Source organism: Rhodococcus sp. 2G, from assembly GCF_001886355.1.
GTDB lineage: Bacteria > Actinomycetota > Actinomycetes > Mycobacteriales > Mycobacteriaceae > Rhodococcus > Rhodococcus pyridinivorans.
In genome coordinates this window covers 753,148-779,307 of sequence record NZ_CP018063.1, presented here as the reverse complement: position 1 = coordinate 779,307, position 26,160 = coordinate 753,148, and the positions used below count along the sequence as shown (strand labels likewise).

Genomic DNA, 26,160 nt, shown 5'->3' with positions numbered 1-26,160 from the left:
TTCGTCATTCGCTACAGTTACGACAGGCGCAAATGGCAATTTCGCGAGCGGATGCAGTGAGAAGATGCCCCAGCGCCATCACCGACCCCGGCAGCGAAGCGGGAAATGGTCATCAGAGCGCGCAATAACGCGCACCGATGACCATTTCGCGCGCTCGAGCAGTTGTGTTGGCATCCGGCCGACAACCGATCGGGGTCGAACAGGCAAGGGGAACAACTGATACGACTTCCATCCGCTCGTCGGTTGGCCATTCGCTACGGTTGCGGCGCGTGCAATCGGCAAATCCGCGAGCGGATGCAGTGAGGAAGCACCCCTGCGCCGCCACCGACCCCCAACAGCGAAGCGCGAAATGGTCACCAGCGCGCGCAATAACGCGCACCGATGACCATTCCGCGCTCCTATGACTGCACACCTACCCCTGCGGGCGGCGGTGACCCCAATAGTGGGCGGAGCCGTAGCGGGTGGGGAGCCAGTTCTCGTCGTCGATGAGAATGCCGCCGACGCCGTACTCGATGCCGAAACCCGAAGGGCTGCGGACGTAGAACGAGATCATCTTGTCGTTCGTGTGCTTGCCGAGGGTGGAGAGGATCGGGATGTCACTGTCCTCCACCTTGTCCCACTGGCGGCCCAGCAGATCGAGGTCGTCGATCTCGAACATCAGGTGCCCGATGCCCTTGTTCCGGTGCGGCGCATGGGCATACGCGAACGAATGGTGGCGCGGGTTGCAGTGCAGGAAGGTGCCCACCGAGCCCGACATGTCGATGTGGTCGCTGAGCCGGAAACCGAGGATGTCCCGGAACAGGCGGTCGTAGACCTTCGCATCGCCGTGCAGCGCCTGGAAGGCGTGCCCGAAACCGATGTCGCTCGCGACGAAGTTCGCGCCCGTGGGCGAGACGAACTTGTCGAGGGCGTTGCGCAGACCCCAGAACAACTCGTGGTCGATGACGTCCTCGGGGTCGCGGAAGCGGACGAGATCCATGACCTGCCGCTCCTCGATCACGGAGGAGTCGACCGACTCGACGTGGTAGCCGGCGTCGACGAGGCGCTTCGACAGTTCCTCGAGAGCTTCCGGCCCGCCGACGTCCCAGCCGAGCGCGGTGACACCCGGGTCGTCGGAACGCCGCACGTCGAGGCGGTAGGCGTACTCGTCCATCCGCATCAGCATCCGGTCGTCGTCGCGGTAGGCGACCTGCAGGCCGAGGAGTTCGGAACCGAAGGAAACCCACTCGTCGAGGTCCTTCGCGCGGACGACCGCGTATCCCAGTGCCCTGACTCGAGCGTTCATCATTTCTCCTTGGTCGATGGGGTGCGCGCGGCGAGAGCCTCGGCGGTGCCGGCGGCGACGGATCGCAGATCGTCGATCCAGCGCAGCACCTGGTCACCGGACGCGGCGCGCGGAAGCCGGGACAGTCGCCGTGCGATGCGGGTGCGTCCCTCAGGGTCGGGGACGGGGACGACGACCGAGTGCAGGTCGTACGTGCCGTCGGGGTCGATGTCGGGTTCGTACAGCGACGCGGTGCCGGAGATCATCTGCTTCATCCGGCGGTCGTGCTCGGGCAGGACGTCGCATCCCGAGTAGTCGTTCATCACGGACACGCGAGCGAGCTCGGTTTCGGGCATGAGCGACATCGAGTAGCCGCGGTCACGGACCTTCTCGAGGTTCGAGACGAAAGCTGCTGTGTCGTCGTTCCTTCCGGCACGGCCGAGCCACTGCTGCACTTCGTCGTCGGAGGCCTGGCTGTGGAAGACGGTGCCGAGCGGCGGGATCAGAGGAATCCGCTGTCCGATCTCGACGGCATCGGGATCACCGGAATGGTTCGCGGTCATCACGAAGACCGCTTCGTCGCCGACGCGTGCGAGCACACCGCAGTCCGCGCCGACGCCCGCGGCGAGCGCTTCGAGTCCGCCGCGGGCCGCCTCGGCCATGCGCACGCCCCGGATGAGTTCCGGGTCGGCGGGTGCGACGGAGGTCGGCAGGGAGAACCTTCCGTATCCGCCCTGGAAGAACAGCAGCGGCAGCGTCGGGCGGGCCACGTCGAAGTCCTGCACACGGCCCATGACGATGAAGTGATCGCCACCTTCGAGTTCGTCGGCGACCTCGCAGTCGATCCAGGTGACGGCTCCGTCGAGGATGGGGGATCCCGACGGCGCCGGCGTCCACTCGACACCCGCGAACTTGTCGTCGCCGCGGGCGGCGAACCGCCCGCAGAGTTCACGCTGGTCGGCGGCGAGCACGTTGACGCAGAAGTGGCTGCTCGTGCGGAGCCGCGCGTAGGTGCGCGACTCGCGGGTGGGCAGGTACGCCACGATCGGTGGGTCCAGCGACACCGAGGTGAACGAACCGACCACCATGCCCACGGGCTGCCCGTCGGCGTCGATCGCGGTGATGACCGCGACGCCGGTCGGATAGTGCCCGAGGGTCTGGCGGAAGCGCGCGGGGTCGATCGTGCCGTGGATCTGCATGACCTCTCCCCTACGCGGTCGCCGGGTTGCGGATGAGGGTGTAGACCTCGGCGCGCAGGTCGGCGAACTCCGGCAGTGCCTTCGTCGACAGCTGGTCGCGCGGCTGCGGCAGGTCGATCGGGAGCATCGCGGTGACGCGCGCGGGACGACCGGACAGTGCGAGCACGGTGTCGGCGAGGTAGACGGCCTCGTCGATGTCGTGGGTGACCAGCATGACCGTCAGTCCGAGATGGTCGCGGACACGCAGCACGAGGTCCTCGAGGTCGGCGCGGGTCTGCGCGTCGACGGAGGCGAACGGCTCGTCCATGATGATCGCGCGCGGGTTCGACGCGAGGGCGCGGGCGATGGCGACGCGCTGCTGCATGCCGCCGGACAGCTGCCACGGGTACGCCTGGGCGACGTCGCTCAGGCCGACCTCGACGAGCGCCTGCCGTGCCTGCTTGAGGCGCTCGGCCTTCTTGACGCCGGCCGAGCGCAGCGGCAGGGCGACGTTGTCGATGACCGACAGCCACGGCATCAGCGACCGGCTGTAGTCCTGGAAGACGATCGCGAGGCCTTCCGGGGGTTCGGTGACGCGCTTGCCCTCGAAGAGGATGTCGCCTTCGCTGGGGCGGATGAGTCCGGTCAGGCACTGCAGCAGGGTGCTCTTGCCGACGCCGGACGGGCCGACGATGCACACGAATTCACCCTTGCCGACGGTGAAGTCGAGGCCTTCGAAGATCTGCGGTCCGCCGTAGCTGTGTCCGAGACCGCGTACTTCGAGCACCGTACCCGTGCGGGTCTCGGGCTTGGTCGCTTCGGTAGTGGTCATCATTTGCCTCCACGGTTGTGCGCGGTCATGCCCGCATGCCAGGCCAGCACGCGACGCTCGACGAGCGCGAAGAGCTTGTTGAGCAGGTAGCCGAGGATCCCCAGCGCGATGATGCCCGCCCACATCGAGGTGATCTTGAATCCACGTTGTGCGTCGAGGATGTAGTAGCCGATGCCGCCGGGGGTACCGACCATCTCGGCGACGACCATCGCGACGATGGAGATCGCCAGTGCGGTACGTGCACCCGCGAAGATCTGCGGCGACGCGGCCGGCAGGATCACGAAGCGGATCCGGTCCCCGAGCGTGATGCGGTAGCTGGCGGTCACCTGGTGCAGAACGGGTTCGACGGAGCGGACACCGTCGATGGTGTTGAGCAGGATCGGCCAGGTCGCGACGAGGGCGATGATGGCGATCTTCATCGAGTCACCGAGGCCGAGCAGCAGGATCATCACGGGAAGGATCGCGATGCCCGGTGTGGCCCGGAGGAATTCGACGATGGGTCGCACCGCGTTGTCGACGCGGGTCATGACGCCGAGCGCCAGTCCGAGGCCGACACCGGCGACGCAGGCGAGTGCGAAGCCGACGAACAGTCGCTGCAGACTCGGCCAGATCTCGGTGCGGATGCCCTCGAAGAACCACACGTCGGCGAACTTGTCGAGGATCTCCGACAGCGGCGGGAAGTAGGGGTCGGTGCTGGTGGCACTGAAGATTGCCCACAGTGCGATGAGCAGGACGGGGAGCCACAGCTCCCATGCGAGGCGGCGTACGACGGTCACGGCTTGTTCACCCTTTCGGACGGGTGCCACCACAGCACGCGGCTCTGCGCGAGAACGAGAAGACGGTTCAGGCAGATACCGAGTACACCGGCGGTGAACACGTAGACGAACATCCGCTGGGTGTCGTCGACGGTCAGGGCTTGGTAGAGGCGCTGGCCGATGCCGTCCGCACCACCGAGGAACTCGGCGGAGATCGTGATCAGGAGGCTGATGGTCGCGGCGATACGCAGACCCGTCATGAGGAACGGCATCGACGACGGGAGGTAGATGTCCCGGATCCGGCTCGCCGGCGACAGGCGGAACGCCCGGGCCACCTGCTTCATCTGCGACGACAACTGCTGCGCTGCGTAGGTCGACTGGACGAGGATCGGCCAGACGGCGCTGAACATCACCAGGACGACGGCCATGGTGCGGGTGCCGCCGAACAGCAGCAGCACCAGCGGCAGGATCGCGACACCGGGGATCGTGCGTCCGAAGTCGACGACGAACGAGGTGCTCTGCTCGACCTTGCGGTAGGTGCCGTTGACCAGACCGAGCGGAACACCGATCAGCACGGAGAGCCCGAAACCGATCAGGGCGGTCAGCAGGGTGTTGCCGACGGCGTCCCAGTACTGGCCGGTGACGACGAGGTCGGCGCCGGTCTCGATCAGCTGGAGTGGCGTCGGGATGCCCGAGGCCTTGCCCGGTCCGGTGACGAACACGTGCCAGGCGACGACGACGATCGCGAGGGCGACGAGCTTGCCGGCAGCGGAGGTGAGCCGCGCGGACATCGTCTTGCGCTTGCGTGCTGCGGCGCGTCCGATCGAACCGGCGGGGCGCGGTGGGGTCACCTCCCGAGCTGCCCCGGGCGCATTCGCGGTGGCGGTGGGGCTCATGTCAGCCACCCACGATCATGTCGCCGGGAGCGGGAGCGTCCGCCTCCTGGACCAGGCCGTAACGGACCATCCGGTCGAGGGTGGAGTTGATGTTGTCCTCGGTGATCGGGGTCGTCGGGAACTTCGGGTAGATGGCCTGCGACAGGATCGCGGGATCGACCTCGATGTAGGTCGCGGCGACCTCGGCGGCGAGACCGTCCTGCTCGGCGAGCATGGTGTTGGCCTCGACGACCGCGTCGCGGAACTTCTCGACGTTCTCGGCGTTCTCCGCGGCGTAGCGCGGGGTGGTCACGTAGGCGTACGAGAGGTCGCCGCCGGCGTTGACGAAGTGATCGAGGACGCGCAGATCCGGGTCGTTGAGGGTGGCGGTGCCGGAGGGCTCCGCCGTGGTGACGACGTCGACGCTGCCGGAGCGGAGTGCGGCGAGGGTGTTGGGCACCTCGACGAACTCGGTCTTCGACGAGTCACCGCCGGCGTTGTCGATGGCCTCACGCACGTCGAGCCACAGCTGGCCCTTGGTCTGCGGGATGCCGAAGGTGGCGTTCTCGAGGTCGGCGACGCTCTGGATGGGGCTGTCCGCCCGGACCCAGAAGCGGCCGCTGGTCAGACCGTCGTCCTTCGCGGGGGCTCCCACGGCTCCCGGAGCGGCCATCACGAGGTCGACGCCTTCGGTCTTGGCGATGATCGGGCTGACCATGTCCATGAGGGCGAAGTCGATCTTCCCGCCGAGCAGCTGAGGGGTGGCCTCGCCGGGCGTCGCGACGGTGACGAGCTCGACGTCGAGGCCGTGCTTGTCGAAGACTCCTTCGAGGTCGGCGGTACGCGGTCCGAGGGCGTTGAAGCTCGGGAACACGGCGACGCGCACGGTGCCGTCGCCGGCGGTGTCGGCGTCGCTGGATCCGCCGCACGCGGTCAGCGCGAGCGAGGCCAGTGCGCCGAGGGCGAGCACCTTGAGCGGGCGCGGGAACTTCGTGATGTTCATGGGCTCCTTGGGAAGAAGTCGCTGTACAGGTGGGGAACGGGCGTCGAGGGGGCGGGACTGCTCGTCCGTTCGTCGACATCAGGCCCGGTCGGCACCGGCAGCACCGCAACGAATGCTGCTGAATCTGCCAGGGCCGGGGCGGCGGGGGAACCGAAATTCCATTGGGTGATTGCAACCACGAAATCCGGGTGGGCCGCCCCTTAACGTGGACCGCATGGCAAGCGATTCGATCGTGTCCATCACTGAGTGGAGGAACCGTTGACCGTTCTCGACGACACCCACAATGGGTCCCGCGAGGAGCGCGCCGGCCGCCAGATGACGTCGGTGGCGAAGGCGCTGCAGCTGCTCGACGCATTCCGCAAGGCTCGCGCCGACATGAGCCTGAGCGAACTCGCGCGTCGCGCCGATGTGCCGAAGTCGACGGCCTTCCGCCTGCTCGCCGAGCTCGAACAGTCCGGTTTCGTCGCCCGCAACGGTACGAAGTACCGACTGGGGCTGTCCTGCTTCGAACTCGGCGCACGTTACAGCATGTGCCGTCCGAACGGTCTGCGCGACACGGCAAGTCATTTCGTCAGTCACCTCCACACGGCTACCGGTCTCACGGCTCATCTCGCTGTCCTCGACGGTCCCGAGATCCTGCATGTCGAGAAGATCCAGGGCCCGAACAACCCTGTGGTTCTCACGATGCCGGGCCAACGTCATCCCGCATCCTGCACGGCACTCGGCAAGACGCTTCTCGCTTTCGGCAGTTCCGAGGACGTCCGTACCGCACTCGACGCCGGTCTGCCTCGTTTCACTCCACACTCGATCACCGACCCTCGTCGTTTCATGTCCGAGCTGAAACGGATCCGGGAATCGGGCGTCGCCTACAACCGTCAAGAGCTCTCGCGCGAACTCGTCTGCGTCGCTGCCCCGATCATCGTTCACGGGACGATCGAAGCGGCCGTGTCGGTGTCCGGACCGACCGCAGGCGTCCGGTGGGACCGGACCGAGATGCTCGTTCGTCGTGCGGCAGCGGATATCTCGGCTGCTCGTGGTCGGAACATGAGATCGCAGATCTGAGTGTTTCCTCGAGGCGGGGGACGGCGCGCACCGTCCCCCGCTTCGTCACATCCGGACGTTCTTCGGGGGTTCGCCGCCGAAGGTGATGGTGCCCGCGGCCTCGGAGATCGGCTCGGCGACGTTCGCGCCGTGCCCGAGGGCGATGTGCATGTCGCGCCAGAACCGCTGGATCGGGTTGTCCATCCGCATCGCGGAGCCGCCGGCATGGGAGACGAGCTTGTCCACGGCAGCACCCGCGCGTCGGGACACACGCGCCTGGTTGCGTCGCACCTCGGCCCGCAGAGCGATGTCGATCGGCTTGCCCGACTGCGCCACCTCGTACAGGCGGTCGATGTCGGCGAGGAACTGCATGCGGCTGGCCTGCAGGTCCGATGCCGCCTCCCCGAGAGCGTGCAGCTGACGCGGGTCGGTCGCAGCGGTGACGCCGCGGGCCGACACACGGGTACGGGTGTAGTTGATCCATTGTGCGAGAGCACCTTCGGCGGCAGCAAGAGTGCCGGCGGTGATGGCCCCGCTGAACATCGAGTGGAACGGCATCCGGTAGAGCGCCACGTCGCCGCGGCCTGCCTGGCTTGCGGCTGCTCCGGAACCGAGATCCTCGGGGTCGATGAGCCGGTGGTCGGGCACGAAGGCCCCGTCGATCACGACGTCCTTACTGCCCGTGCCCTTGAGGCCGACGACGTCCCACGAGTCGTGGAGGATCGTGTAGTCCTTGCGGGGAATGATGAAGTGACGCAGACCGTCCGGACGGACATTGCCGTCGTCGTCGGTGAGCATGCCGCCGAGGACGACCCAGTCGCACAGGTCGGTGCCCGACGAGAACGGCCAGCGGCCCGAGAAGATCCAGCCACCCTCGGTGCGACGTGCCCGCCCGATCGGAGCGTACGGCGAGGCCACCCAGGTGTCGGGATCCTCGCCCCAGATCTCTTCCTGGACCTGACGCGTTCCCTGCGCCAGTTCGAAGGAGTGGACGCCCACGACCGACGAGACCCATCCGGCCGACGCGTAGCGGCTCCCCACCGCGAGTACGGCCTCGAAGAACTCGCGCGGGTGGAGTTCCGATCCGCCGAAGTCCTTGGGCTGCAAGGCGCGGACGATGCCGACCTCACGGAGGGTCTTGTGAGTGGGCTCGGTGAGGTGACCGATCTTGTCGGACTCCTCGGCCTGGGATTCGAAGAAGTCTGCGAGTTCCTCGACCCGCTGCACCAGTTCGCTCATCGTTGTCTCTCCGGCCTCAGGCGTTCGGGACGGTGTTGAGGACGAAATCGCGCACGACGCGGTTGAATTCGTCGGCGTGCTCGAGCTGCGCCCAGTGGCCGCACCGGTTGAGGAGCAGCAGACGCGAGTCGGAGATCATCGACACCAGGCGGAGGCCGGCTTCGAAGTGCACCACGCGGTCGTCGCGACCGTGGATGACCAGCGTGGGAGCCTTGATCGACGCAATCTCGTCCATCGACGCCTCACCGCGGCGGGGACGACCCAGGCCGGCAGCGAAGTTGTCGAGGTGGTCCTCGCGTGCGCGGGCGTTCTCCGAGCGCTGCAGCACCAGTTCCTCGGTCGCGAACTCCTTGTCGAAGGTCATGATGTCGACCAGCGCGCGCATCGTCTCCGGCGACGGATCGCGGTAGCCGCGGTGCAGAACCTTGAGGCCCTCCGAGGGGCCGTTGCCCGGGCTGAAGATGCGCGGGCCGGGGCGCCGGCACCCATCGAGACGACGTGCGACACGCGATCGGGGTGGCGCGCAGCAACCTTCAGCGAGGTGGCGCCGCCCATCGAGTTGCCGACGAATGCGGCCTTCTCGATTCCGAGGGCGTCGAGCAAGTGGATCGCGGAAGTGACGTGGTCACGATCCTCGTAGGTGACGGAGTCGGACTTGCCCCAGCCCGGCATGTCGGGCGCGATGACCTGGAAGTCCTCGGCGAGCTGCGCCATGTTGGGGTTGAAGTTGCTCCAACCGGTGGCCCCCGGGCCGCTGCCGTGCAGCATCACGATCGGATGCCCCGTACCTGCCTGGTGCAGATGGATCTTTCCGTGGGGAGTGTCGATGTACCGGCTGGTTTCGGCCTCCGAGAGGTGGGCTGGCATGACTGCCCCTTTCGTCTCAGCTTGTGTGCCGCAAGAAGAGGTGCGCGGCTCTTGGTAACGAGCGTCACATCCCGATCGAAGCCCTTCCATCGGATCGTTCCGATATGCGGCACACTTCGCGAGATTGCCGGAATCCGGTCCGGCAGCACCGTTCAGGAGCTGCGCGAAGTTATTTCACGGCAGGCATCGACGACGAGGTCGCGGACCTCGTCGTATCTCTCCGGCGCGATCCTGGCGGTGGCGCCGGCGATGGCCAGCGCTGCGGGGACTCCCCCGCCCGGTGTGGAGATCGGCGCGGCGAGAGAGGTGAGCCCGTCCTCCATCTCGTCGACGGAGACGGACCACCCTCCTGCCCTGATCGTCGCGAGGTCATCGCGTGTGGGAAGAGTTCTGTTGCGATGCACCGGGAGCTGTTGGGACACCCTGCGGACCGTCGCGTCGTCGGCATAGGCGAGGAGCAACTTCCCCGCCGCCCCGTAGCCCAGGGGCAACGCCCTGCCCAGGACTGCCACCGGGCGCAGTGCGTGTGGGCCCTCCACGGCATGGACGCAGACACGCGAGTCGCCGTCGCGGACGTAGAGGTGCACGCTCTCACGGACCTGGTCGCGCAAGGTCGCCATCACGGGTGCAGCGATGTCGCGGATTCCGATGGACCTGTCGGCGAGTCTCCCCCATTCGACCAGCCGGTACCCCATCGTGTACTCGCCGTCGCCGCATCTGCGAACCAGGCCGAGACGTGCGAGTTCGACGAGGAGCCGGTGCGCCGACGACTTGGGAATGGAGATCTCCTCGGCGAGCGCCCCGAGACGCATCGGCCCGGGAGCGCGACCGAGGGTGTCGACGAGCTGCACGGCCTTGTCGAGAACGGACACCTCAGCCCACCGAACGGAGAGAAGGAGGCAGACCGTCGCTGACGGCGCGCGCCGTGTCGACCACGGCATGGACCAGCGCACCGATGTTGAACCGAGGGCGATGCACCGCGATGCACACGACCGACCGCACTTCCCGAGGCTTCGCGAACACCGGCGACGCGATCCAGTACATACCGTCGGCGCTCTGGACGACGGCTGCTCCGGTGCGCCGGATTTCGCACAGCTCCTGACGCAGACGGAAGGCGTCGTTGTGGTCGTGCTGTGTGCGGGCAGTCAGCTCCGACACCTCGTCCGGGGACATGTAGGCCATGAAGACCGATCCGGGCGCCGAGTTCACGAGGTCCAGGCGCCGAGGAAGGATCCGGCCCGTGCGAGTGGAGCTACCGGCGATGACGTCGGCCAGCACCACGCTGTCCCCGTCGCGGGAGGCCAGGGCAACGGCTTCCCGCGTGCTGGTGTGCAGGTCGACCAGGTGCGGGCGTGCGACGTCCTTGAGGGTTCGAGCGCCGGGGACACCCCAGCCGAGACGCCACAGCCGCATACCCAGGCGGTACTTGCCGCGCGCTGCGCGCTCGACGGCTCCCCACTCCACGAGGCTGGCCAGCATCCGATGGACGGTCGCCGGCGGGAGGCCGGTCGCCGCGCACAGCGACCCGATCGTCTGCTCCGGCTCGGCGTCGGTGAAGCACTCGAGGATGTCGAATGCGCGCCCCAGCACGGATCGACGGTTCTCGTCGGTGACGACAGCGGCGGAGTGGGTCATAGCGGCCTCGCAGTTCGGAACGTCGTTCTACTATTCGGAACGATGCAGGCGGTAGATGCGATTGCAGTCACAATCAAACTGATCTTGTGAGACAGAGCACCGACGCCTTGTCGGCGCGGGGAGCGGGAAACGGTCATCGGAGCGCGCAACAACGCGCTCTTGTGACCACTTTGCGCGCCGGGGTGCTCGACCGATCCGTTGTGTTAGCGTCTGCCGACAAATCGATCGGGGGGTCGCATGGGTAGGTGGGGAACAGTCGCGCTCGCAGCACTCGCAGTAGCGACGACGGCGTGCAGTCCGGGTTCGGCGGAGCCGGCCACGAGCGACGAGGCTTCTCCTCCGGCCACCCGCACCCCGCGCATCATCGACGATTCCGGCAGACCACCGGTCACCTTCGACCCCTGCTACGACATCCCCGACGACGTCATGAACGCAGCCGGGTACGACGCGGGGAAGAAGGAAGTCGCGGATTACCCGATGGGTACCCACACCTTCCTCGGTTGTACATACCGAAAGGATGACCACGTCCCGGGAGTCCGGCGAGGCTATAGCCTCAGTATCTTGTCCGGGAATGTGACCCTCGACGAAGAACTCGCGAAGAACGGCTCCATAGCGACCGAAACTAGCATTAACGAACGTCGGGCACTCCTCAAGATCGACCAAGAGAACTCTGCCGCATGCAAATACGTTCTTCAGACCAACTTCGGTGTCGTCTTCTTCAACAGGCTCTACAACAAGGACCACGCAGGAGAAGTACCTCAGAGCGAGTGGTGTTCGCGCATGGAAGAACTCGTTATTTCACTCGAACCGTTCATCGGGAACAAATAGGGAATTACATGCCAGACTTCACCAGGCTTGAACCGCATGTCGTATCCGAGATCTTGAGAATTTGTGAAGTCATGTTGGTGGAGCTGGACGCGTCCAGAGCGAGGGCCGATAACCTCACAGATACGCGAGGTTTCGGTGACTTCGACTCCGCCCAACAACTCGCCGCAGGATACCGCCGTAAAGCTGCAGGCACACCCGAGTCGGCCAGAGAACGCATGCAACAGTTCATCGACGCCCTTCTGCAACTCCGCGACGCTTTCGCCGCCGGCGGAGAAGCATTCCTCGACACCGAAGCCGACTGGGCTCGACAACTCGCCACCACCGACCCTGTCAACGGAGCGGGAAACGGCCATCAGAGCGCGCAATAACGCGCACCGATGACCACTTCGCTCTCCGGAGTACTGCCATCGGTGGTTGTGTTAGCGTCTGCCGACAAATCGATCGGGGGGGTCGCATGGGTAGGTGGGGAACAGCCGCGCTCGCAGCACTGGCGGTAGTGGCGACGGCGTGCAGTCCGGGTTCGGCGGAGCCGGCCACGAGCGACGCGGCTTCCACGTCGGCCACCCGGACCCCGCGCATCACCGACGACTCCGGCAGACCCCCCGTCACCTTCGACCCCTGCTACGACATCCCCGACGACGTCATGCACGCGGCCGGGTACGACGCGGGGAAGAAGGAAGTCGCGGACATGCCGATGGGGACGTACACCTACCTGGGGTGCCGATACAAAGGCACCGTCAAGATCCCGGGGGTGCTGGCTCGCTACGACCTCACCTTGTTGTCGGGAAACGTGTCTCTTGACGAGCAGCTTGCGGAGAATCCGACCGGAGCGACACCGACGACCATCAACGGTCGCCCTGCTGCGGTGAGGGTCGATCCCGATCGAAGCCTCACTTGCAGCTACCTGTTGCAGACGAGCTTCGGGGCTGTCATCTTAAACAGGCTTTACCACCCGGATTACCCCGGGGGTCCGCCGATCGAAGAGTGGTGCACCGACTTCGAGGAGTTGGTGTCTTCGATCGAGCCATACGTCACTGATTGAACTGTCGGATCGTCAGGAGACAGCATGTCGTCGCCCTTCGTACGGCTGGAACCGGCTGTGGTCGCCGAGATACTTCGAATCTGCGAGGTGATGCTCGACGAACTCCGAGAGTCCAAGACACTCGCCGACGGCCTCTACGACGCACGTGGATTCGGGGATTTCGAGTCCGCCAAACAACTTGCTGCGGGATATCGCCGCAAAGGTGCTGGAACGCCACAATCAGCGAGCGAACGCATGCAGCAGTTCATCGACGCCCTCACCCAACTCCGCGACGCCTTCGCAACCGGCGGGGAAGCCTTTCTCGACACCGAATCCGACTGGGCCCGCCAACTCGCCGCCACCGACCCCGACAGCGGAGCGCCAAATAGTCATCAGGGCGCCCAATAACGCGCACCTCTGACCACTTCGCGCTCCGAAGCACCACCTCGGGCTGTTGTGTTAGCGTCTGGCCGACAATCGATCGGGGGGTCGCATGGGCAGGTGGGGAACAGCCGCGCTCGCAGCACTGGCGGTAGTGGCGACGGCGTGCAGTCCGGGTTCGGCGGAGCCGGCCACGAGCGACGAGGCTTCCACGTCGGCCACCCGGACCCCGCGCATCACCGACGACTCCGGCCGACCACCCGTCACTTTCGATCCCTGTTACGACATCCCCGATGACGTCATGACCGCAGCGGGGTACGACGCGGGGAAGAAAGAGCTCGCGGACATGCCGATGGGGACGTACACCTTCCTCGGATGCACATACGACAACAGGGACCACATCCCGGGAGTCAGACGCGGATACGGCCTCAACATCCTGGCTGGCAATGTCACTTTGGACGAGGAGTTCCAGAAGAACGCACATGTCGCCAGCCATACAACCATCAACGGCCGACCAGCGCTCCTGGAAGTAGACTCTGGCGCACGAAACGGCTGCAAGTACGCCCTGCAGACAGATTTCGGAGTTGTACTCGTCACCCGTGTTCTTTATGCCGACCACTCGGGTCCTGCACCTCAAACCGATTGGTGCGCAGGTATGGAAGACCTCGTCGCCTCGGTCGAACCCTTCATCGCGAACTGACATCGAACAGGACGAACATGCCGGAGTTCAGCAGGCTCGAGCCCCACGTCGTCGCAGAGATCCTGAGGATCTGCGAAACCATGCTGGATGAGTTCGACCAGTCGTACAAACAGACTTTCAAGTTGACCGACGTCCGGGGCTTCGGGGACTTCGACTCCGCACAGCAATTAGCCGCAGGCTATCGACGCAAAGCCGCAGGGACACCCGAGTCGGCCAGAGAACGCGTCGAGCAGTTCATCGACGCCCTCACCCAACTCCGCGACGCCTTCGCCACCGGCGGGGAAGCCTTCCTCGACACCGAATCCGACTGGGCCCGCCAACTCGCCGCCACCGACCCCGACAGCGGAGCGGGAAACGGTCATCAGAGCGCGCAATAACGCGCGCCTCTGACCACTTCGCGCGCTCGAGCGGTTGTGTCGGCGTCCGGCTGGCATTCGATCGGGGTCGAATGGGCAAGGGGAACAACCGATGCGACTTCCATCCGCTCGCCCGTTGGCTATTCGGAACGGTGCAGACAGTATCTGCGATTGCGATCACAATCAATCCGATCCTGCGAATCAGGCCACCTTGCAGATACCTATGGGCGCGCGGAGCGGGAAACGGTCATCGGAGCGCGCTACAACGCGCTCTTGTGACTAGTTCGCGCTCCGGAGTGCTGGGCCGAGCCGTTGTGTTAGCGTCTGCCGACAAATCGATCAGGGGGTCGCATGGGCAGGTGGGGAACAGCCGCGCTCGCAGCACTGGCGGTAGTGGCGACGGCGTGCAGTCCGGGTTCGGCGGAGCCGGCCACGAGCGACGAGGCTTCCACGTCGGCCACCCGGACCCCGCGCATCACCGACGACTCCGGCCGACCACCCGTCACTTTCGATCCCTGTTACGACATCCCCGATGACGTCATGACCGCAGCGGGGTACGACGCGGCGAAGAAAGAGCTCGCGGACATGCCGATGGGGACGTATACCTTCCTTGGATGCACGTACCGAGACCGCAACCAAGTCCCCGGTGTACGACGCGGTTATAGTCTCAACATTCTTGCTGGAAACGTCTCCCTCACGGAAGAACTCGACAACAACAGGCACATCGCAACAACGTTGACTATCAACGATCGTCGCGCGTTGCTCGAAATCGACACGAACCGGAGCGACACGTGCAAGTACGTTCTCGAAACCGAGTTCGGAATCGTCATGTTCACGCGAATCCTCCATACCGAGCGACCCGGCAACGCCCTTGTAGAGGAATGGTGCGCTGACTTCGAGGAACTGGTAGCCGCAGTCGAACGGCAAATCCTTAGCTGATTCGCCTGCCAAGTCGAGAGGTTACAATGCCCGAATTCACCAGGCTGGAACCACATGTAATTGACGAGATCCTGCGGATCTGCGAGGTGATGCTCGCAGAGTTCGACGGTACACAGGCGACGGCAGCGAAGCTCACCGACGTTCGCGGATTCGGCGACTTCGAATCCGCCCAACAGCTCGCAGCCGGCTACAAGCGTAAAGCCATGGGCACTCCGGAGTCAGCTCACGAACGCGTCAAACAATTCATTCAAGCATTGAGGAAACTCCGCGACGCCTTCGCTACCGGCGGCGAAGCCTTCCTCGACACCGAATCCGACTGGGCCCGCCAACTCGCCGACACCGACCCCGACAGCGGAGCGGGAAATAGTCATCAGAGCGGGCAATAACACGCACCGATGACCACTTCGCGCTCCGCAGCGCTCAGGCGATCCTCACCCGCGCGACGAAGCAGAGATCAGTCATCGACATCCACGCCGTACCGGCGTGCGAGGGCCGCGAGGTCGTCGTCGTACCCCTGCCCCACCGCGCGCAGCCGCCACTTGCCGGCGCGGCGGTAGATCTCGGCGAGGACCATGGTGCGTTCGGTGGTGCCGGCGTCGAGCACGAACGTCGCGGCGGTGCCACTGTCGCTGTCGACGCCGACCGACACTGCGCCGAGTTCGCCGAAGGTGCGGTTGCCGTCGATGGCCGCGGCGATGGCGATGCGTTCGCATTCGGCGGGAAGCTCTGCGAGATCGACACGGATGCAGTGCTCGCTCGAACCGTCGATGGTCAGTTCGACGACGCCGTCGTCGTAGAGCGGGTTGTTGTAGAAGACGAAATCGTCGTCGGTGTCGACCTTTTCGTCGGCTCCGAGCAGGAAGGCGACGACGTCGAGGTCGAACTCGTCGCCGGCCGTCTCGGCCTTCCACGCGACGTTCACGGCCCAGCGGTGACTGTCGGTCGGCAGGTCGATCACCTCGCCGCGGGACAGCACCGGCGCCGTCAGCCACGACTCCACGCGCATGTGTGGAGGCACGACTCCCTTCTCCACTGCGGCATCGACGTCGTCGGGCCGGAGGACGGGCAGCTCACGCGCTGCGACCCGCGCCATCCGCTTGTCGGCCTCTCCTCCTTCGAGGACCAGCACATCGGTGACGGCGGCCGTGAAGTTGAGGGCCGGGCGGGCACCGAGCTGGGTGAGACGCGAACGCATCATGACGGCCTGCAGGTGCGTGCCGCCGAGCAGCAGTACCTTGCGTCCGGTCCACAGCTTGGGCTTCTGCCCGGTCAACCTCCAACTCTGAGGCGCCACCACGACCTGCGGTTCCGGCGGCGGAATGATGTCGACGACCGTCGCGACCTTCGGTTCGCCCGGCCGGACTCGCGTCAGCAGGTCCTCGAGCTGCTGCTCGCTGATCACGGGGATGCCTTCGGCCATCGCCTTGCGGATCTTGGCGGTCTGCACCGTCGGGTCGTTGCACACCACGACGCTGGTTTGCTTGCTCGCGTTGTTCATCACGTCGAGCCCGGCGTCGGTCAACCGGTTCGCGAGCGCGACCCGCGGGGTGACGGTGGAACCGCTGATCACGACCTTCATGCCCTGGACGAGGCCGTCGTCGACGAGGCGACCCGGGTTCTTCCACTGGCACGCGACCCGCGGGACGGATGCCGGATACACCGATTTGCGGCTGCGGCAGTTGACGACGGGCAACGGCAACTGCAGGTTGTCGGCCATCGCGGCGCTGCGCAGGAAGATCTCCGACAGGACCCGCGCGTCGTCGTAGGCGTCGTGCTCCTGCAGCTGCTGGACCTGCCAGTGCTGCGCGAGGGTCGCGAGGCGATAGTTGGGGACGTCGAGTTCGAGCCTGCGCGACAACGCGAGCGTGCACAGACGGTGCTGCGCCGGAAGCGAGGTGCCGGCCCGACGGAACTCGGCGTCGAGGAATCCGTAGTCGAACGACGCGTTGTGGGCGACGATCGTGGCGCCGTCGAGGATCCCGGCCAGTTCACCGGCAATGTCCTCGAATCGCGGCGACCCGGCGAGGCGCTCCCGGGTGAGGTTGTGGATGTGCACCGGTCCCGGATCGCAGCCGGGGTCGACGAGGGTCGAGAACTCCCGCTCCACGGACCCGTCCTCGCGCAATACGAGGGCGGCGACGCTCAGGACCCGGTGGGCGTTGGGACGCACGCCCGAGGTCTCGACGTCGACCACCACCCACCGATGGTCGCGGGGCAACATCACGGCGCCCTCCGCGGGTGCGTGCACTTCGATCACGTCATCCTCCGATCGCTTTCATCCCCCGACGAAAACCGACACGGTCGGACATTGTGGCCCTTGTTACCGACACTGTCGTCACCGCCCCGACACCGAGCCGATCCCGTAGGAGACGGTTGTCGTAGGCGTGTGCCACCATGGGCGCGATCGAAGCGAGAGGGAAGCTGTGTCGACTGCCGACCTGTACCGCCTGACGCGGCTGCGCGATCAGCACGCCGCGTGGACGCTGCTGCGCGCCGACCACGCCCCCGCAATCCTCGGGATGCTGGGACGACACTTCGATCGGGGAACCCGGCGACTTCCCGCCCCCGAGCTGTTCGCCCGCCTCGACGCAGACCTGCAGGACCTCCGCGACCAGGGATTCGACCTTCCACGCACCGCCCAGGCCTACTGCGCAGATTGGGTGCGCGCCGGATTTCTGCTCCGACGTGCCGATACGGGCTCGCGCGAAGAGACGCTGGAGCCGACCGAGTCCGCATTCGTCGCACTGAATTTCGTTGCGCAACTGACGACCGACACCAGTTCGATCACGGAATCACGACTGACAACCCTGTCGAGCCAGTTGCAGGCGCTGGCTCGCGATTCGGACCCACGGAGCGAAACCCGTCTGGCAACGCTGCGGGCCGAGCGCGACGCACTCGACCGGCAGATCGCAGCGGTGGAATCCGGCGACTTCCCTGTCCTCGATGGCCCACGGGCCGCGGAACGCGTGTCGGAGATCCTCGCGCTTGCCGGCGAGATCCCCGGGGATTTCGCACGAGTACGGGCCGCACTCGAAGGGCTCAATCGCGAGTTGCGCGCACGGATCCTCGACGACGAAGGCGACCGCGGCGGCACTCTGGGCGAGGTCTTCCGAGGTGTCGACCTCATCGGCAGTTCCGATGCAGGACGCAGCTTCACCGGGTTCTACGACATGATCATCGATCCTGAACGGTCTGCACAGCTCGACGACTGGATCGAGGCGGTACTGACTCGTCCGTTCGCCCGAAGCCTGTCTCCCGAGCAACGTCATCGGTTCCGATCCTTGCTCACCGAGATGGAGGACGCAGGTGGCGAAGTGCATGCGACGATGACGTCGCTGTCACGCTCACTGCGGCATTTCGTGCAGTCCCGCCATTACGAGGAACATCGCCGATTGCAACGTCTGTTGCGCTCGGCGCAACAGCACGCTCTGCAGGTGGCACCCCACCGCAAGCCTTATGAACCGCTCGACCTCGACCTGGTGCGGATCGGCATGAGTATCGAATCGGTCGCGGCATTACAGTTGCACAATCCCGCAGACGATCTGGTGTCCGAACCGGTGGTGTCGCAGACGCCAGGTGAGGTCGACCTCGACGATCTGCGGCGCATCGTCCGCGAATCGGAAATCGACATGGACGAGCTGGTCGGTAGCATAGCGGCCACACTGCGCGTGCGCGGTAGCGCGACGATCGGCGAGGTCCTGCGCGAACATCCCGCAACCCAAGGGTTGGCAAGCGCCATCGGGCTTCTGGTTCTCGCCGTCGAGCACGGACACCGCGTGGAGGGCGATGAGGAGATTTGCTGGAGCTCCCCATCCGGCGTCGAACGGGTGGCCACGGTACGCCGGCATCTGTTCGATCCCACCGATCCTGCCTTCACCACCTCGGAACAGGACAGCCTATGACCGACACCACGACCGGGCTGTATCCCGGCGACACCGGCGAACTCGAACTCGACACCCGGCGCGCATTGGTCCAGCTCCTCAAGGGTCCGCTCATTACCGCCGGCAAGCATCCCGAGGTGTGGCGGACGGTGATCCGCGACGAGCGCGTGCTGCGTTCTCGGTTGGCCGATGTGTTTCTCGATCTCGTCGTCGACGAGGACGAACAGCTCGCATTCACCCGTCCCGCCGAAACCGGCGATCACAAGGCCCCCGCAGTGTTGCGCACCGAGCGATTGACATTCATGGACACCGTGATGCTGTTGTCGCTGCGGCAGCTGCTCCTCCGCGCACAACCCGGTGATCGGGTCATTGTCGATTTCGACGAAATGGCCGGGCAGCTCGAGATGTACCGTGCGGCCACGAGTACCGACCCGGCCGGTTTCCGGCGCAGGGTCAACGCTTCGTGGGAGAAGTTGAAGAAGTACAGCCTTCTCGCGTCGACGTCGACGGAGGGTCGGATGGAAGTCTCTCCGGTGTTGCGGCAGTTGTTCGATGCCGATCAGGTTGCTGCTGTGGAAGCGGAGTTCCGGCACATCGTCGCGGAGAGTCAGCCGTGACGGCCACCCCTCCCCACCCGTCCCAGTTCCGGCTTGCCCGCGTGCAGGTGGTGAATTGGGGAACCTTACACGGTCACCACGACATTCCGATTGCGCGCAAGGGTTTCCTGATCACCGGCGCGTCAGGATCCGGAAAATCCACTCTCATCGATGCGATCTCCACGGTGCTCATGCCGGGCGGCAGTGTCCGATTCAACGCGGCCGCGCAGGAATCCGCGGCCGGTTCCGGGCGCAACTTCGTCAGTTACATCCGCGGTGCGTGGCGGCGCGAAGCCGATGTCGATACCGACTCCCTGACCGCTTCCTATCTACGTACGGGCGCCACCTGGAGTGCCGTCGCGCTCACCTACCGCACCGGCGACGGTGCCGCGCCCGTGACGCTCGTCAAGCTCATGCACCTGCGGCGTGGAGCCAACGCGAACAACGATGTCTCTCACCTGCATCTGATCTTCGATTTTGATTTCGACCTGATCGATCTCGAGCCGTTCGCCGGCCGCGGTATCGACACCCGGGGCATCCGAAAGCGTTGGCCCGGGGCTACTGTCAATCCCAGTTACACGCCGTTCGCTCGCGCCTTCCGCGCGAAGCTGGGCATTTCGTCGGAGGCGGCCCAACGGTTGTTGCACCGAACACTGTCGGCCAAGAGTCTGAACAGTCTCGATCAGTTGCTGCGCGACTACATGCTCGACGAACCCGACACCTTCGCGATGGCCGATCGCGCGACGTCCCAGTTCCGCGACCTGCGCGAGGCGCACCGTGTCGTCGTCGACGCGCGTCGGCAAGTCGAGGCACTCGATCCCCTTGTCGGTCTCGCGGAGGTTCGCCGCCGAGGCCTCCAGCAACAACGCGAACTACAGGAAGAGAACGACCACCTCGACGCCGTGCATGCCCGGATGACGGTGGATCTGCTGCGAGAGAAGCTCGACGAGGCCTACGCACAGATCGGACTGTTGCAGACTGCCGTCGACAAGACCTCGGTGGAAGCCGAGCGCGCGGCCGAGCGCACCCTCGATCTGCGGGTGCGGCTCGAAACCACCGACGGTGGACGGTTGTCCACTCTCAGGCTGCAACGCGACGCGGCGGAAGCCGACCTGACTCGGACCGTACAGTCACGGAGCAGGTTCGACACCGCCGTCGGATCATGGGAAGCAGAGGCACCGACCACCGCTGAGGAGTTCGCGCATCTGCGAGCCCAGCTCGAAACGGAGTTGCGTGAGCTCGACGCGACAGTCGGTACACGCAGAAACGATGTGTACGAGGTGGTGCGAGCACTCGGCACGCTGCGTTCCGAACACCGACAACTCATCGCCGACCGAGAGCTGCTCGCCCGGCGACGCTCCAATCTCGATCCCGCTCTACTGCGGATACGCGAACTGGTCTGCACCGCAGCTGGTCTCAGCGAAGACATGTTGCACTTCGCGGGCGAACTCCTCGAAGTGCGCTCCGAGCATGCCGAGTGGACCGGCCCCATCGAGCGCGTACTCGGCGGGCTTGCTCGCACGATGCTCGTACCCGACGAATATTATTCACGCGTTGCAGCAGTGGTCGACGCGCAGCATCTCGGCACCCGGTTGGTGTACCGCCGGGTGCGTACTCGTTCCGGCCGACCTGCCACCCCGGCGAGCGGTGACGAATCGCTGGTTCGAAAACTGGACGTGCGGCCGGGACCGCTCGCAGCGTGGCTGCAGCACCACCTCGCCGAGCGTTTCGACTATGCGTGCGTGGCGACCGTCGACGACCTGAGAGGTGTGCCGCGCGGCGTGACCCGGGCCGGTCAGGTCAAGCACGGCGGCGAGCGGCACGAGAAGGACGACAGGTACCGCGTCGACGACCGCAGCCGATGGGTGCTCGGGTTCGACAACGAAACCAAGCTCTCCGATCTGCGTCGCCGCATCGGCGAGGTCGAATCCGAGATCGCCCGCCTGCAACGTCGGCAGGAGTTGCTCGAGCACGCAGAGTGCACGGTACAGCAGCGTCGACACGCGGCGGAGATCATCCTCGACACGACCTGGGCCGACATCGACGTCGAAGCGGCCGAGGCAGCGGTTGGCGCGATCGAGCATCGACTCGAGGGATGGTTGCAGGGCAATGCCGAGTACGCCTCGCTCACGCTCGATCTTGCCCGTGCGGAAACCGAGGAGAAGGAGGCCCGCGCAGCGTATACCGCAGCCGGATCCGGTCTCGAACGCCACCGTGGCGATGTGGAGCACACTCGGCAGCGGCTTGCAGAAGTGGAAGCACACGCCGATTCGGCGGTTCCCGACGGGATCGACAAGCGCATCCGCGCACGCTTCGATGCTGCCGCACGTCGACCGACGAGCGAGAACATCGACCGGTTACTGCATACCGTCGGACGAACCATCACGGACGAGCACCGTGCGGCGCTCACGAGAACCACGGACGCCGAGCGGCGCATCACCGCGATCCTCACCGCCTATCTCGCCGAATGGGAGTCACGACGCGCCGAGATGCGCTCCGACGCAGAGTACGTAGACGATGCTCTCGCGGTGCTCACTCGACTGCGCAACGACGGATTACCCGCATACGAGGACGAGTTCTTCCGGCTACTCAACGACCAATCGAGCCGCAACATCGGAGAGCTGGCCCGCGCGATCCGCAGGGCACCGGGCGAGATCCGTTCCCGTATCGAGCCGGTGAACGAATCGCTCCGGCGTTCTCCGTTCGACACCGACCGGACTCTGCGGATCGATGTGAAGGATCGGCGTTCGCCTGCCGCGGCCGATTTCCTCGCGGAACTGCAGCGCATTGTCAGCGGCTCGTTCAAGGAAGAGGACCGGGTCGCCGCCGAGCAACGGTTCGAACAGATGGAGCGGATCCTCGAACGCCTCGACTCGGGCGAACCCGCCGACCGGCGCTGGCGGCAGTTGGTACTGGACACCCGCCTGCACGTCGGCTTCATCGGAGTCGAGGTCGACGGGGAGGGCGTGGACGTCAATTTCCACGACTCCAGCTCCGGCCTGTCGGGTGGGCAGGCCCAGAAACTGGTGTTCTTCTGTCTCGCCGCCGCCCTGCGCTATCAGCTGGCGGCATCGGGGGAAGAGTTGCCGCGCTACGGCACGGTGATCCTCGACGAGGCATTCGACCGTGCAGATCCTGCGTACACGCGGCGAGCACTCGACGTGTTCACCCGATTCGGTTTCCATATGGTGCTCGCGACGCCGCTGAAGTTGCTGCAAACCCTCGACGATTACATTGATGGGGTGGCCGCGGTGAGCATCAGGGACAAGAAGTACTCGCAGCTGGCCTTGTTGCCGATCCGCAGCGCGGAGGAGCCCCGCGAGTGAGTACAGTGTGCGTGCCGCCGTCAGCCGTAAGTACCAGGGCAGAGACGGCCTACCGGAATCGTCGCAGCAAGTGGGTGGCCGATCCAATTGCAGCCGAATCCGATTCACTGTCGATTGCGTTGCACCCACCCTCGGAACGGCAGGTCGCGGAGGATCCCGACGCCGTGGTCGCATGGGTGCGCGCCTGGCAGATGCACCGCGGAATCGGTCGCGTGCACTGGGAGACGCGGCGCTGGCCGAGCTTCGGCACGCAGGATGTGCCGGTGCGGGTCGTGTTTGCAGGTCCCGGTGAGATTGCCGCCGCGGCAGGCCGGATGTCCGAATGGCACAGGCTCACCGCCCGGCGGGTGCAGTTGGTGGAGATTCTGGCACCCGGTACCCCCGCGCTTGCCGACGCGATCGGCTCGACGCTTTCACGGTGGCTCGAACTCGGCGAAGCCGACTTCGTGCGCCTTGTCGGCGTGGTCCGGTGGCTGGCCGACCATCCGGCTTCGGACGTTTTCATTCGGCAGCTTCCGGTGCCCGGTGTGGATACCAAGTGGATTTCGCGGCATCGCGGACTGGTCGAGGTACTTCTCGAAGGCGCTGTGGGGAATCGTGACCTCGGTGTGCGTTCGGTGCCTCGATTGTGCGAAATTGCGGTTTGTGACCGCACCTTGCTACCCACGGGACCGCGACATTGTGCGGCGCCGCTGGACGAGCTCGCCGAGTTGCCGCTCCACCCGGAGCGCATACTGGTCCTCGAGAACAAAGAGGGCCTCCACGCGCTGCCTGATCTGCCGGGCACCGTGGCCGTACACGGCAGTGGTTACGCAGTGCACGAACTGGCCGCACTATCCTGGCTCGCCGACTCGGATGTCGTTTACTGGGGTGATCTCGACACGCACGGCTTCGTGATTCTCGACCGTTTCCGCGCTTACCTGCCTGACGTGCGCAGTTTCCTCATGGACCTCCACACCCTGGAAGCGTGGAGTGCTCTCGCGGTAGAGGAACCGTCCCCCAGCTCGCACGTGCCGATGCGACTGACGCCCGCGGAAAATGAGGTCTTCACGCGGTTGCGCGTGGAACGACTCCGCCTCGAGCAGGAGCGGATTCCGTGGCCGCACGTGATGGAGGCACTTGCCCGCGCCTTCACCGGCGCGATCGGACATGATCGAGACTCGACCAGGATGGATCCGACCGCGCTTGGAGAAGGAGTCTCATGACCGAACCGGCCCTCCGCTCACCCCTCGAGATCGTGGCGCGACTGACCGTCGAGGAGAGGGCGTCGCTCACCAGCGGCCTCGACTTCTGGCACACCGAACCGGTTGCGCGCGAGAACATCCCCTCGATCATGCTCACCGACGGGCCGCACGGTGTGCGGAAACAGACCGCCGAGGGCGACCATCTCGGTCTGCACTCGTCCGTGCCCGCGACCTGCTTCCCGCCTGCCGTCGCGCTGGGGTGTTCCTTCGACCCGGAGTTGCTCGAGCGCGTCGGCGCGGCGTTGGGCGCGGAGGCCCGTGCACTGCAGGTCGGTGTCCTGCTCGGGCCCGGTATCAACATCAAGCGCTCCCCGCTGTGCGGGCGGAACTTCGAATACCTGTCTGAGGACCCGCTGCTCTCCGGTGTTCTGGGCGCCGCGCTCGTGCGCGGCCTGCAGTCGCAGGGTGTCGGTGCGTCGCTCAAGCATTTCGCGGCGAACAACCAGGAGACCGACCGGATGCGGGTCTCCGCCGACGTCGACCCGCGGCCACTGCGGGAGATCTACCTGCGTGCCTTCGAGCGGGTCGTGCGCGACGCGCAGCCGTGGACGGTGATGTGCTCGTACAACCGGATCAACGGGGTGTACTCGTCCCGTAACCCGTGGCTGCTCACCGACGTCCTGCGCGGCGAGTGGGGTTTCGAGGGTCTGGTGGTGAGCGACTGGGGTGCTGTCGACGACCGCGTCGCGTCCCTCGCGGCAGGTCTGGATCTCGAGATGCCGTCCACAGGAGGTCGTACGGACGCCGAGATCGTCGCAGCGGTACGGGCGGGCACGGTCGACGAATCGGTCCTCGACACGGCAGCCGCGCGGGTGATCGAACTGGTGCAGAAGGCCGTCGCTGCGTCCGATCCCCGCGCGACCTTCGACGCCGATGCCCATCACGCCCTCGCACGCGAGGTGGCCGGGCAGAGCATCGTGCTGCTCCGCAACGAGAACGACCTGCTCCCCCTCGCCACCGACGCGAACATTGCGGTGATCGGCGAACTGGCCCGCACGCCGCGCTACCAGGGCGCTGGATCGTCCCGGATCGAACCGACGCGCCTCGACAACGCGCTCGACGAGATCCGGTCGCTGTCCGGCCGGGACGTTCCCTTCGCCGCCGGTTACGCGCTCGACGGATCGGACTCGGCCGAACTCGTCGATGAGGCAGTGAAGCGTGCCGCAGACGCCGATATCGCGGTCGTGTTCCTCGGTGTACCCGCCGAACTCGAATCCGAAGGTTTCGACCGCGACGACCTCGAACTCCCGCAGCGTCAAACCGCGCTGCTCGATGCTGTGCTGACGGCGAACCCGAACGTCGTCGTCGTGTTGTCGAACGGCGGTGTCGTGCGGCTCAGCGGCTTCGCCGACCGTGTTCCTGCGATCGTGGAAGGGTGGCTGCTCGGGCAGGCCGGTGGCGGCGCCGTCGCCGACGTGCTCTACGGGCACGCGAATCCGAGCGGCCGCCTCGCGGAGACCGTCCCGATCCGGCTCGAGGACACCCCGGCGCACACGAACTTCCCGGGCGAACACGGCCATGTGCGGTACGGAGAAGGATTGTTCGTCGGATACCGCTCGTACGACGCGCGTCGCCTCGACGTGTCCTTCCCCTTCGGTCACGGCTTGTCGTACACGACGGTCGAATACTCCGATGCCGCTGTGGAATCCGACGGCGATCTCACGGTGCACGTCACCGTCACCAACACGGGCGGGCGTGCGGGCGCCGAGGTCGTGCAGGTGTACGCCGGTGCACCCGGTTCGTCCGTTGCTCGGGCGCCGCGAGAGTTGAAGGGCTTCACCAAGGTCCGTCTGGATTCCGGCGAATCGCAACGTGTGACCGTGAGTATCCGACGCGACGACCTCGCCTACTGGGACACCCGCGTCGATTCCTGGGTGGTCGAAGGTGGCACGTACAGCATCGACATCGGTGCGTCGAGCCGCGACATCCGGCAGACGCTCACCGTCGACATGACGGGCGACGCGGTGCGAATTCCGCTGACGATGGAATCGTCTCTCGGAGAACTGTTCCAGAACCCCGCGGCCGCCGAGATCGTCCTGCAGGCGTTCGGTTCGCTCGGCGGCGACGTCGGGGTCGACGAGAGTGTTCTGAAGATGGCAGCGTCGATGCCGCTCGGTCGCCTCGCCGGATTCGCTCCAGGGGTCGAGTCGGAGCAGATCCAGCAGCTTCTCGATGTGGTCAACCAGCAGGAGTGAAGGC

The 26,160-nt window shown here is 65.7% G+C and carries 26 protein-coding genes; 14 read left to right on the top strand and 12 right to left on the bottom strand.

Annotated features, from left to right (window positions below):
• Window positions 1-412: 412 nt before the first annotated feature.
• Genes BO226_RS03665 through BO226_RS03640 form a run of 6 tightly spaced genes read right to left on the bottom strand, consistent with a single transcriptional unit; the run spans window position 413 to window position 5,907 of the window.
• Window positions 413-1,288 (bottom strand): VOC family protein, encoded by an 876-nt coding sequence (locus BO226_RS03665; protein ID WP_232238048.1) that lies wholly within the window; start codon window positions 1,286-1,288, stop codon window positions 413-415.
• Window positions 1,285-2,463, bottom strand: a complete 1,179-nt coding sequence (locus BO226_RS03660) for a flavin reductase family protein (protein WP_071934627.1) — start codon at window positions 2,461-2,463, stop codon at window positions 1,285-1,287. Before BO226_RS03660 ends, BO226_RS03665 begins: the two co-directional genes overlap by 4 nt.
• 10 nt (window positions 2,464-2,473) lie before the next feature.
• Window positions 2,474-3,274: an ABC transporter ATP-binding protein gene (locus BO226_RS03655; protein ID WP_016694258.1), complete on the bottom strand. Its 801-nt coding sequence runs from the start codon at window positions 3,272-3,274 to the stop codon at window positions 2,474-2,476.
• On the bottom strand, window positions 3,274-4,050 hold the full coding sequence (locus tag BO226_RS03650; protein ID WP_071934626.1) for an ABC transporter permease: 777 nt from the start codon (window positions 4,048-4,050) through the stop codon (window positions 3,274-3,276). Before BO226_RS03650 ends, BO226_RS03655 begins: the two co-directional genes overlap by 1 nt.
• Window positions 4,047-4,925 (bottom strand): ABC transporter permease, encoded by an 879-nt coding sequence (locus BO226_RS03645; protein ID WP_229567655.1) that lies wholly within the window; start codon window positions 4,923-4,925, stop codon window positions 4,047-4,049. Before BO226_RS03645 ends, BO226_RS03650 begins: the two co-directional genes overlap by 4 nt.
• A gap of 1 nt (window position 4,926) precedes the next feature.
• The gene (locus BO226_RS03640; protein ID WP_071934625.1) at window positions 4,927-5,907 is read right to left on the bottom strand and encodes an ABC transporter substrate-binding protein; all 981 of its coding nucleotides are present in this window, start codon (window positions 5,905-5,907) and stop codon (window positions 4,927-4,929) included.
• A gap of 258 nt (window positions 5,908-6,165) precedes the next feature.
• Here BO226_RS03640 and BO226_RS03635 point away from each other — a divergent pair, with 258 nt between their 5' ends.
• Window positions 6,166-6,969, top strand: coding sequence for an IclR family transcriptional regulator (locus BO226_RS03635; protein WP_156895100.1), 804 nt, complete (start codon window positions 6,166-6,168; stop codon window positions 6,967-6,969).
• 45 nt (window positions 6,970-7,014) lie between these two features.
• Here BO226_RS03635 and BO226_RS03630 read toward each other — a convergent pair whose 3' ends face one another.
• From BO226_RS03630 to BO226_RS03615, 5 genes are all read right to left on the bottom strand, one after another.
• On the bottom strand, window positions 7,015-8,187 hold the full coding sequence (locus BO226_RS03630; RefSeq protein ID WP_071934624.1) for a hydroxylase: 1,173 nt from the start codon (window positions 8,185-8,187) through the stop codon (window positions 7,015-7,017).
• Window positions 8,188-8,203: 16 nt separating this feature from the next.
• Window positions 8,204-8,551: an alpha/beta fold hydrolase gene (locus tag BO226_RS27885; protein WP_232238047.1), complete on the bottom strand. Its 348-nt coding sequence runs from the start codon at window positions 8,549-8,551 to the stop codon at window positions 8,204-8,206.
• Window positions 8,548-9,054 (bottom strand): alpha/beta fold hydrolase, encoded by a 507-nt coding sequence (locus tag BO226_RS27880; RefSeq protein ID WP_232238046.1) that lies wholly within the window; start codon window positions 9,052-9,054, stop codon window positions 8,548-8,550. The genes BO226_RS27885 and BO226_RS27880 overlap by 4 nt, the downstream gene beginning before the upstream one ends.
• Window positions 9,055-9,206: 152 nt before the next feature.
• Window positions 9,207-9,926, bottom strand: coding sequence for an IclR family transcriptional regulator (locus BO226_RS03620; RefSeq protein WP_071934623.1), 720 nt, complete (start codon window positions 9,924-9,926; stop codon window positions 9,207-9,209).
• Between the two features lies 1 nt (window position 9,927).
• Entirely contained in the window at window positions 9,928-10,689 is a 762-nt protein-coding gene (locus BO226_RS03615; protein WP_071934622.1) for an IclR family transcriptional regulator, read from the bottom strand.
• Window positions 10,690-10,926: 237 nt separating this feature from the next.
• On the opposite strand from BO226_RS03615, the gene BO226_RS03610 reads away from it, so the two are divergent.
• From BO226_RS03610 to BO226_RS03575, 8 genes are all read left to right on the top strand, one after another.
• Window positions 10,927-11,517 (top strand): DUF3558 domain-containing protein, encoded by a 591-nt coding sequence (locus BO226_RS03610; RefSeq protein ID WP_071934621.1) that lies wholly within the window; start codon window positions 10,927-10,929, stop codon window positions 11,515-11,517.
• Between the two features lie 8 nt (window positions 11,518-11,525).
• Window positions 11,526-11,885 (top strand): hypothetical protein, encoded by a 360-nt coding sequence (locus BO226_RS03605; RefSeq protein ID WP_037215801.1) that lies wholly within the window; start codon window positions 11,526-11,528, stop codon window positions 11,883-11,885.
• 86 nt (window positions 11,886-11,971) lie between these two features.
• On the top strand, window positions 11,972-12,559 hold the full coding sequence (locus tag BO226_RS03600; protein WP_071934620.1) for a DUF3558 domain-containing protein: 588 nt from the start codon (window positions 11,972-11,974) through the stop codon (window positions 12,557-12,559).
• Between the two features lie 24 nt (window positions 12,560-12,583).
• On the top strand, window positions 12,584-12,946 hold the full coding sequence (locus BO226_RS03595) for a hypothetical protein (RefSeq protein ID WP_071934619.1): 363 nt from the start codon (window positions 12,584-12,586) through the stop codon (window positions 12,944-12,946).
• 85 nt (window positions 12,947-13,031) lie between these two features.
• Window positions 13,032-13,619, top strand: a complete 588-nt coding sequence (locus BO226_RS03590; protein WP_071934618.1) for a DUF3558 domain-containing protein — start codon at window positions 13,032-13,034, stop codon at window positions 13,617-13,619.
• 17 nt (window positions 13,620-13,636) lie between these two features.
• Window positions 13,637-13,996 carry a hypothetical protein gene (locus tag BO226_RS03585; protein ID WP_071934617.1) on the top strand — a complete coding sequence of 120 codons (360 nt, stop codon included), beginning with the start codon at window positions 13,637-13,639 and terminating at the stop codon, window positions 13,994-13,996.
• Window positions 13,997-14,326: 330 nt separating this feature from the next.
• Window positions 14,327-14,914 (top strand): DUF3558 domain-containing protein, encoded by a 588-nt coding sequence (locus tag BO226_RS03580; RefSeq protein WP_071934616.1) that lies wholly within the window; start codon window positions 14,327-14,329, stop codon window positions 14,912-14,914.
• Between the two features lie 26 nt (window positions 14,915-14,940).
• Window positions 14,941-15,300 carry a hypothetical protein gene (locus BO226_RS03575; protein ID WP_071934615.1) on the top strand — a complete coding sequence of 120 codons (360 nt, stop codon included), beginning with the start codon at window positions 14,941-14,943 and terminating at the stop codon, window positions 15,298-15,300.
• Between the two features lie 68 nt (window positions 15,301-15,368).
• On the opposite strand, the gene BO226_RS03570 is transcribed toward BO226_RS03575, so the two are convergent.
• Window positions 15,369-17,135 carry a TerD family protein gene (locus BO226_RS03570; RefSeq protein WP_071936339.1) on the bottom strand — a complete coding sequence of 589 codons (1,767 nt, stop codon included), beginning with the start codon at window positions 17,133-17,135 and terminating at the stop codon, window positions 15,369-15,371.
• A 202-nt stretch (window positions 17,136-17,337) separates the two neighbouring features.
• Between BO226_RS03570 and BO226_RS03565 the strand changes: the two genes are divergently transcribed.
• Genes BO226_RS03565 through BO226_RS03545 form a run of 5 tightly spaced genes read left to right on the top strand, consistent with a single transcriptional unit; the run spans window position 17,338 to window position 26,156 of the window.
• Window positions 17,338-18,816 (top strand): DUF3375 domain-containing protein, encoded by a 1,479-nt coding sequence (locus tag BO226_RS03565; protein WP_071934614.1) that lies wholly within the window; start codon window positions 17,338-17,340, stop codon window positions 18,814-18,816.
• Window positions 18,813-19,412, top strand: coding sequence for a DUF4194 domain-containing protein (locus tag BO226_RS03560; protein ID WP_033097366.1), 600 nt, complete (start codon window positions 18,813-18,815; stop codon window positions 19,410-19,412). Before BO226_RS03565 ends, BO226_RS03560 begins: the two co-directional genes overlap by 4 nt.
• Window positions 19,409-22,717 (top strand): ATP-binding protein, encoded by a 3,309-nt coding sequence (locus tag BO226_RS03555; protein ID WP_006554777.1) that lies wholly within the window; start codon window positions 19,409-19,411, stop codon window positions 22,715-22,717. Before BO226_RS03560 ends, BO226_RS03555 begins: the two co-directional genes overlap by 4 nt.
• Window positions 22,714-23,922 (top strand): DUF3322 domain-containing protein, encoded by a 1,209-nt coding sequence (locus tag BO226_RS03550; protein ID WP_083543573.1) that lies wholly within the window; start codon window positions 22,714-22,716, stop codon window positions 23,920-23,922. The genes BO226_RS03555 and BO226_RS03550 overlap by 4 nt, the downstream gene beginning before the upstream one ends.
• On the top strand, window positions 23,919-26,156 hold the full coding sequence (locus tag BO226_RS03545) for a glycoside hydrolase family 3 C-terminal domain-containing protein (protein ID WP_071934613.1): 2,238 nt from the start codon (window positions 23,919-23,921) through the stop codon (window positions 26,154-26,156). Before BO226_RS03550 ends, BO226_RS03545 begins: the two co-directional genes overlap by 4 nt.
• Window positions 26,157-26,160 lie beyond the last annotated feature (4 nt).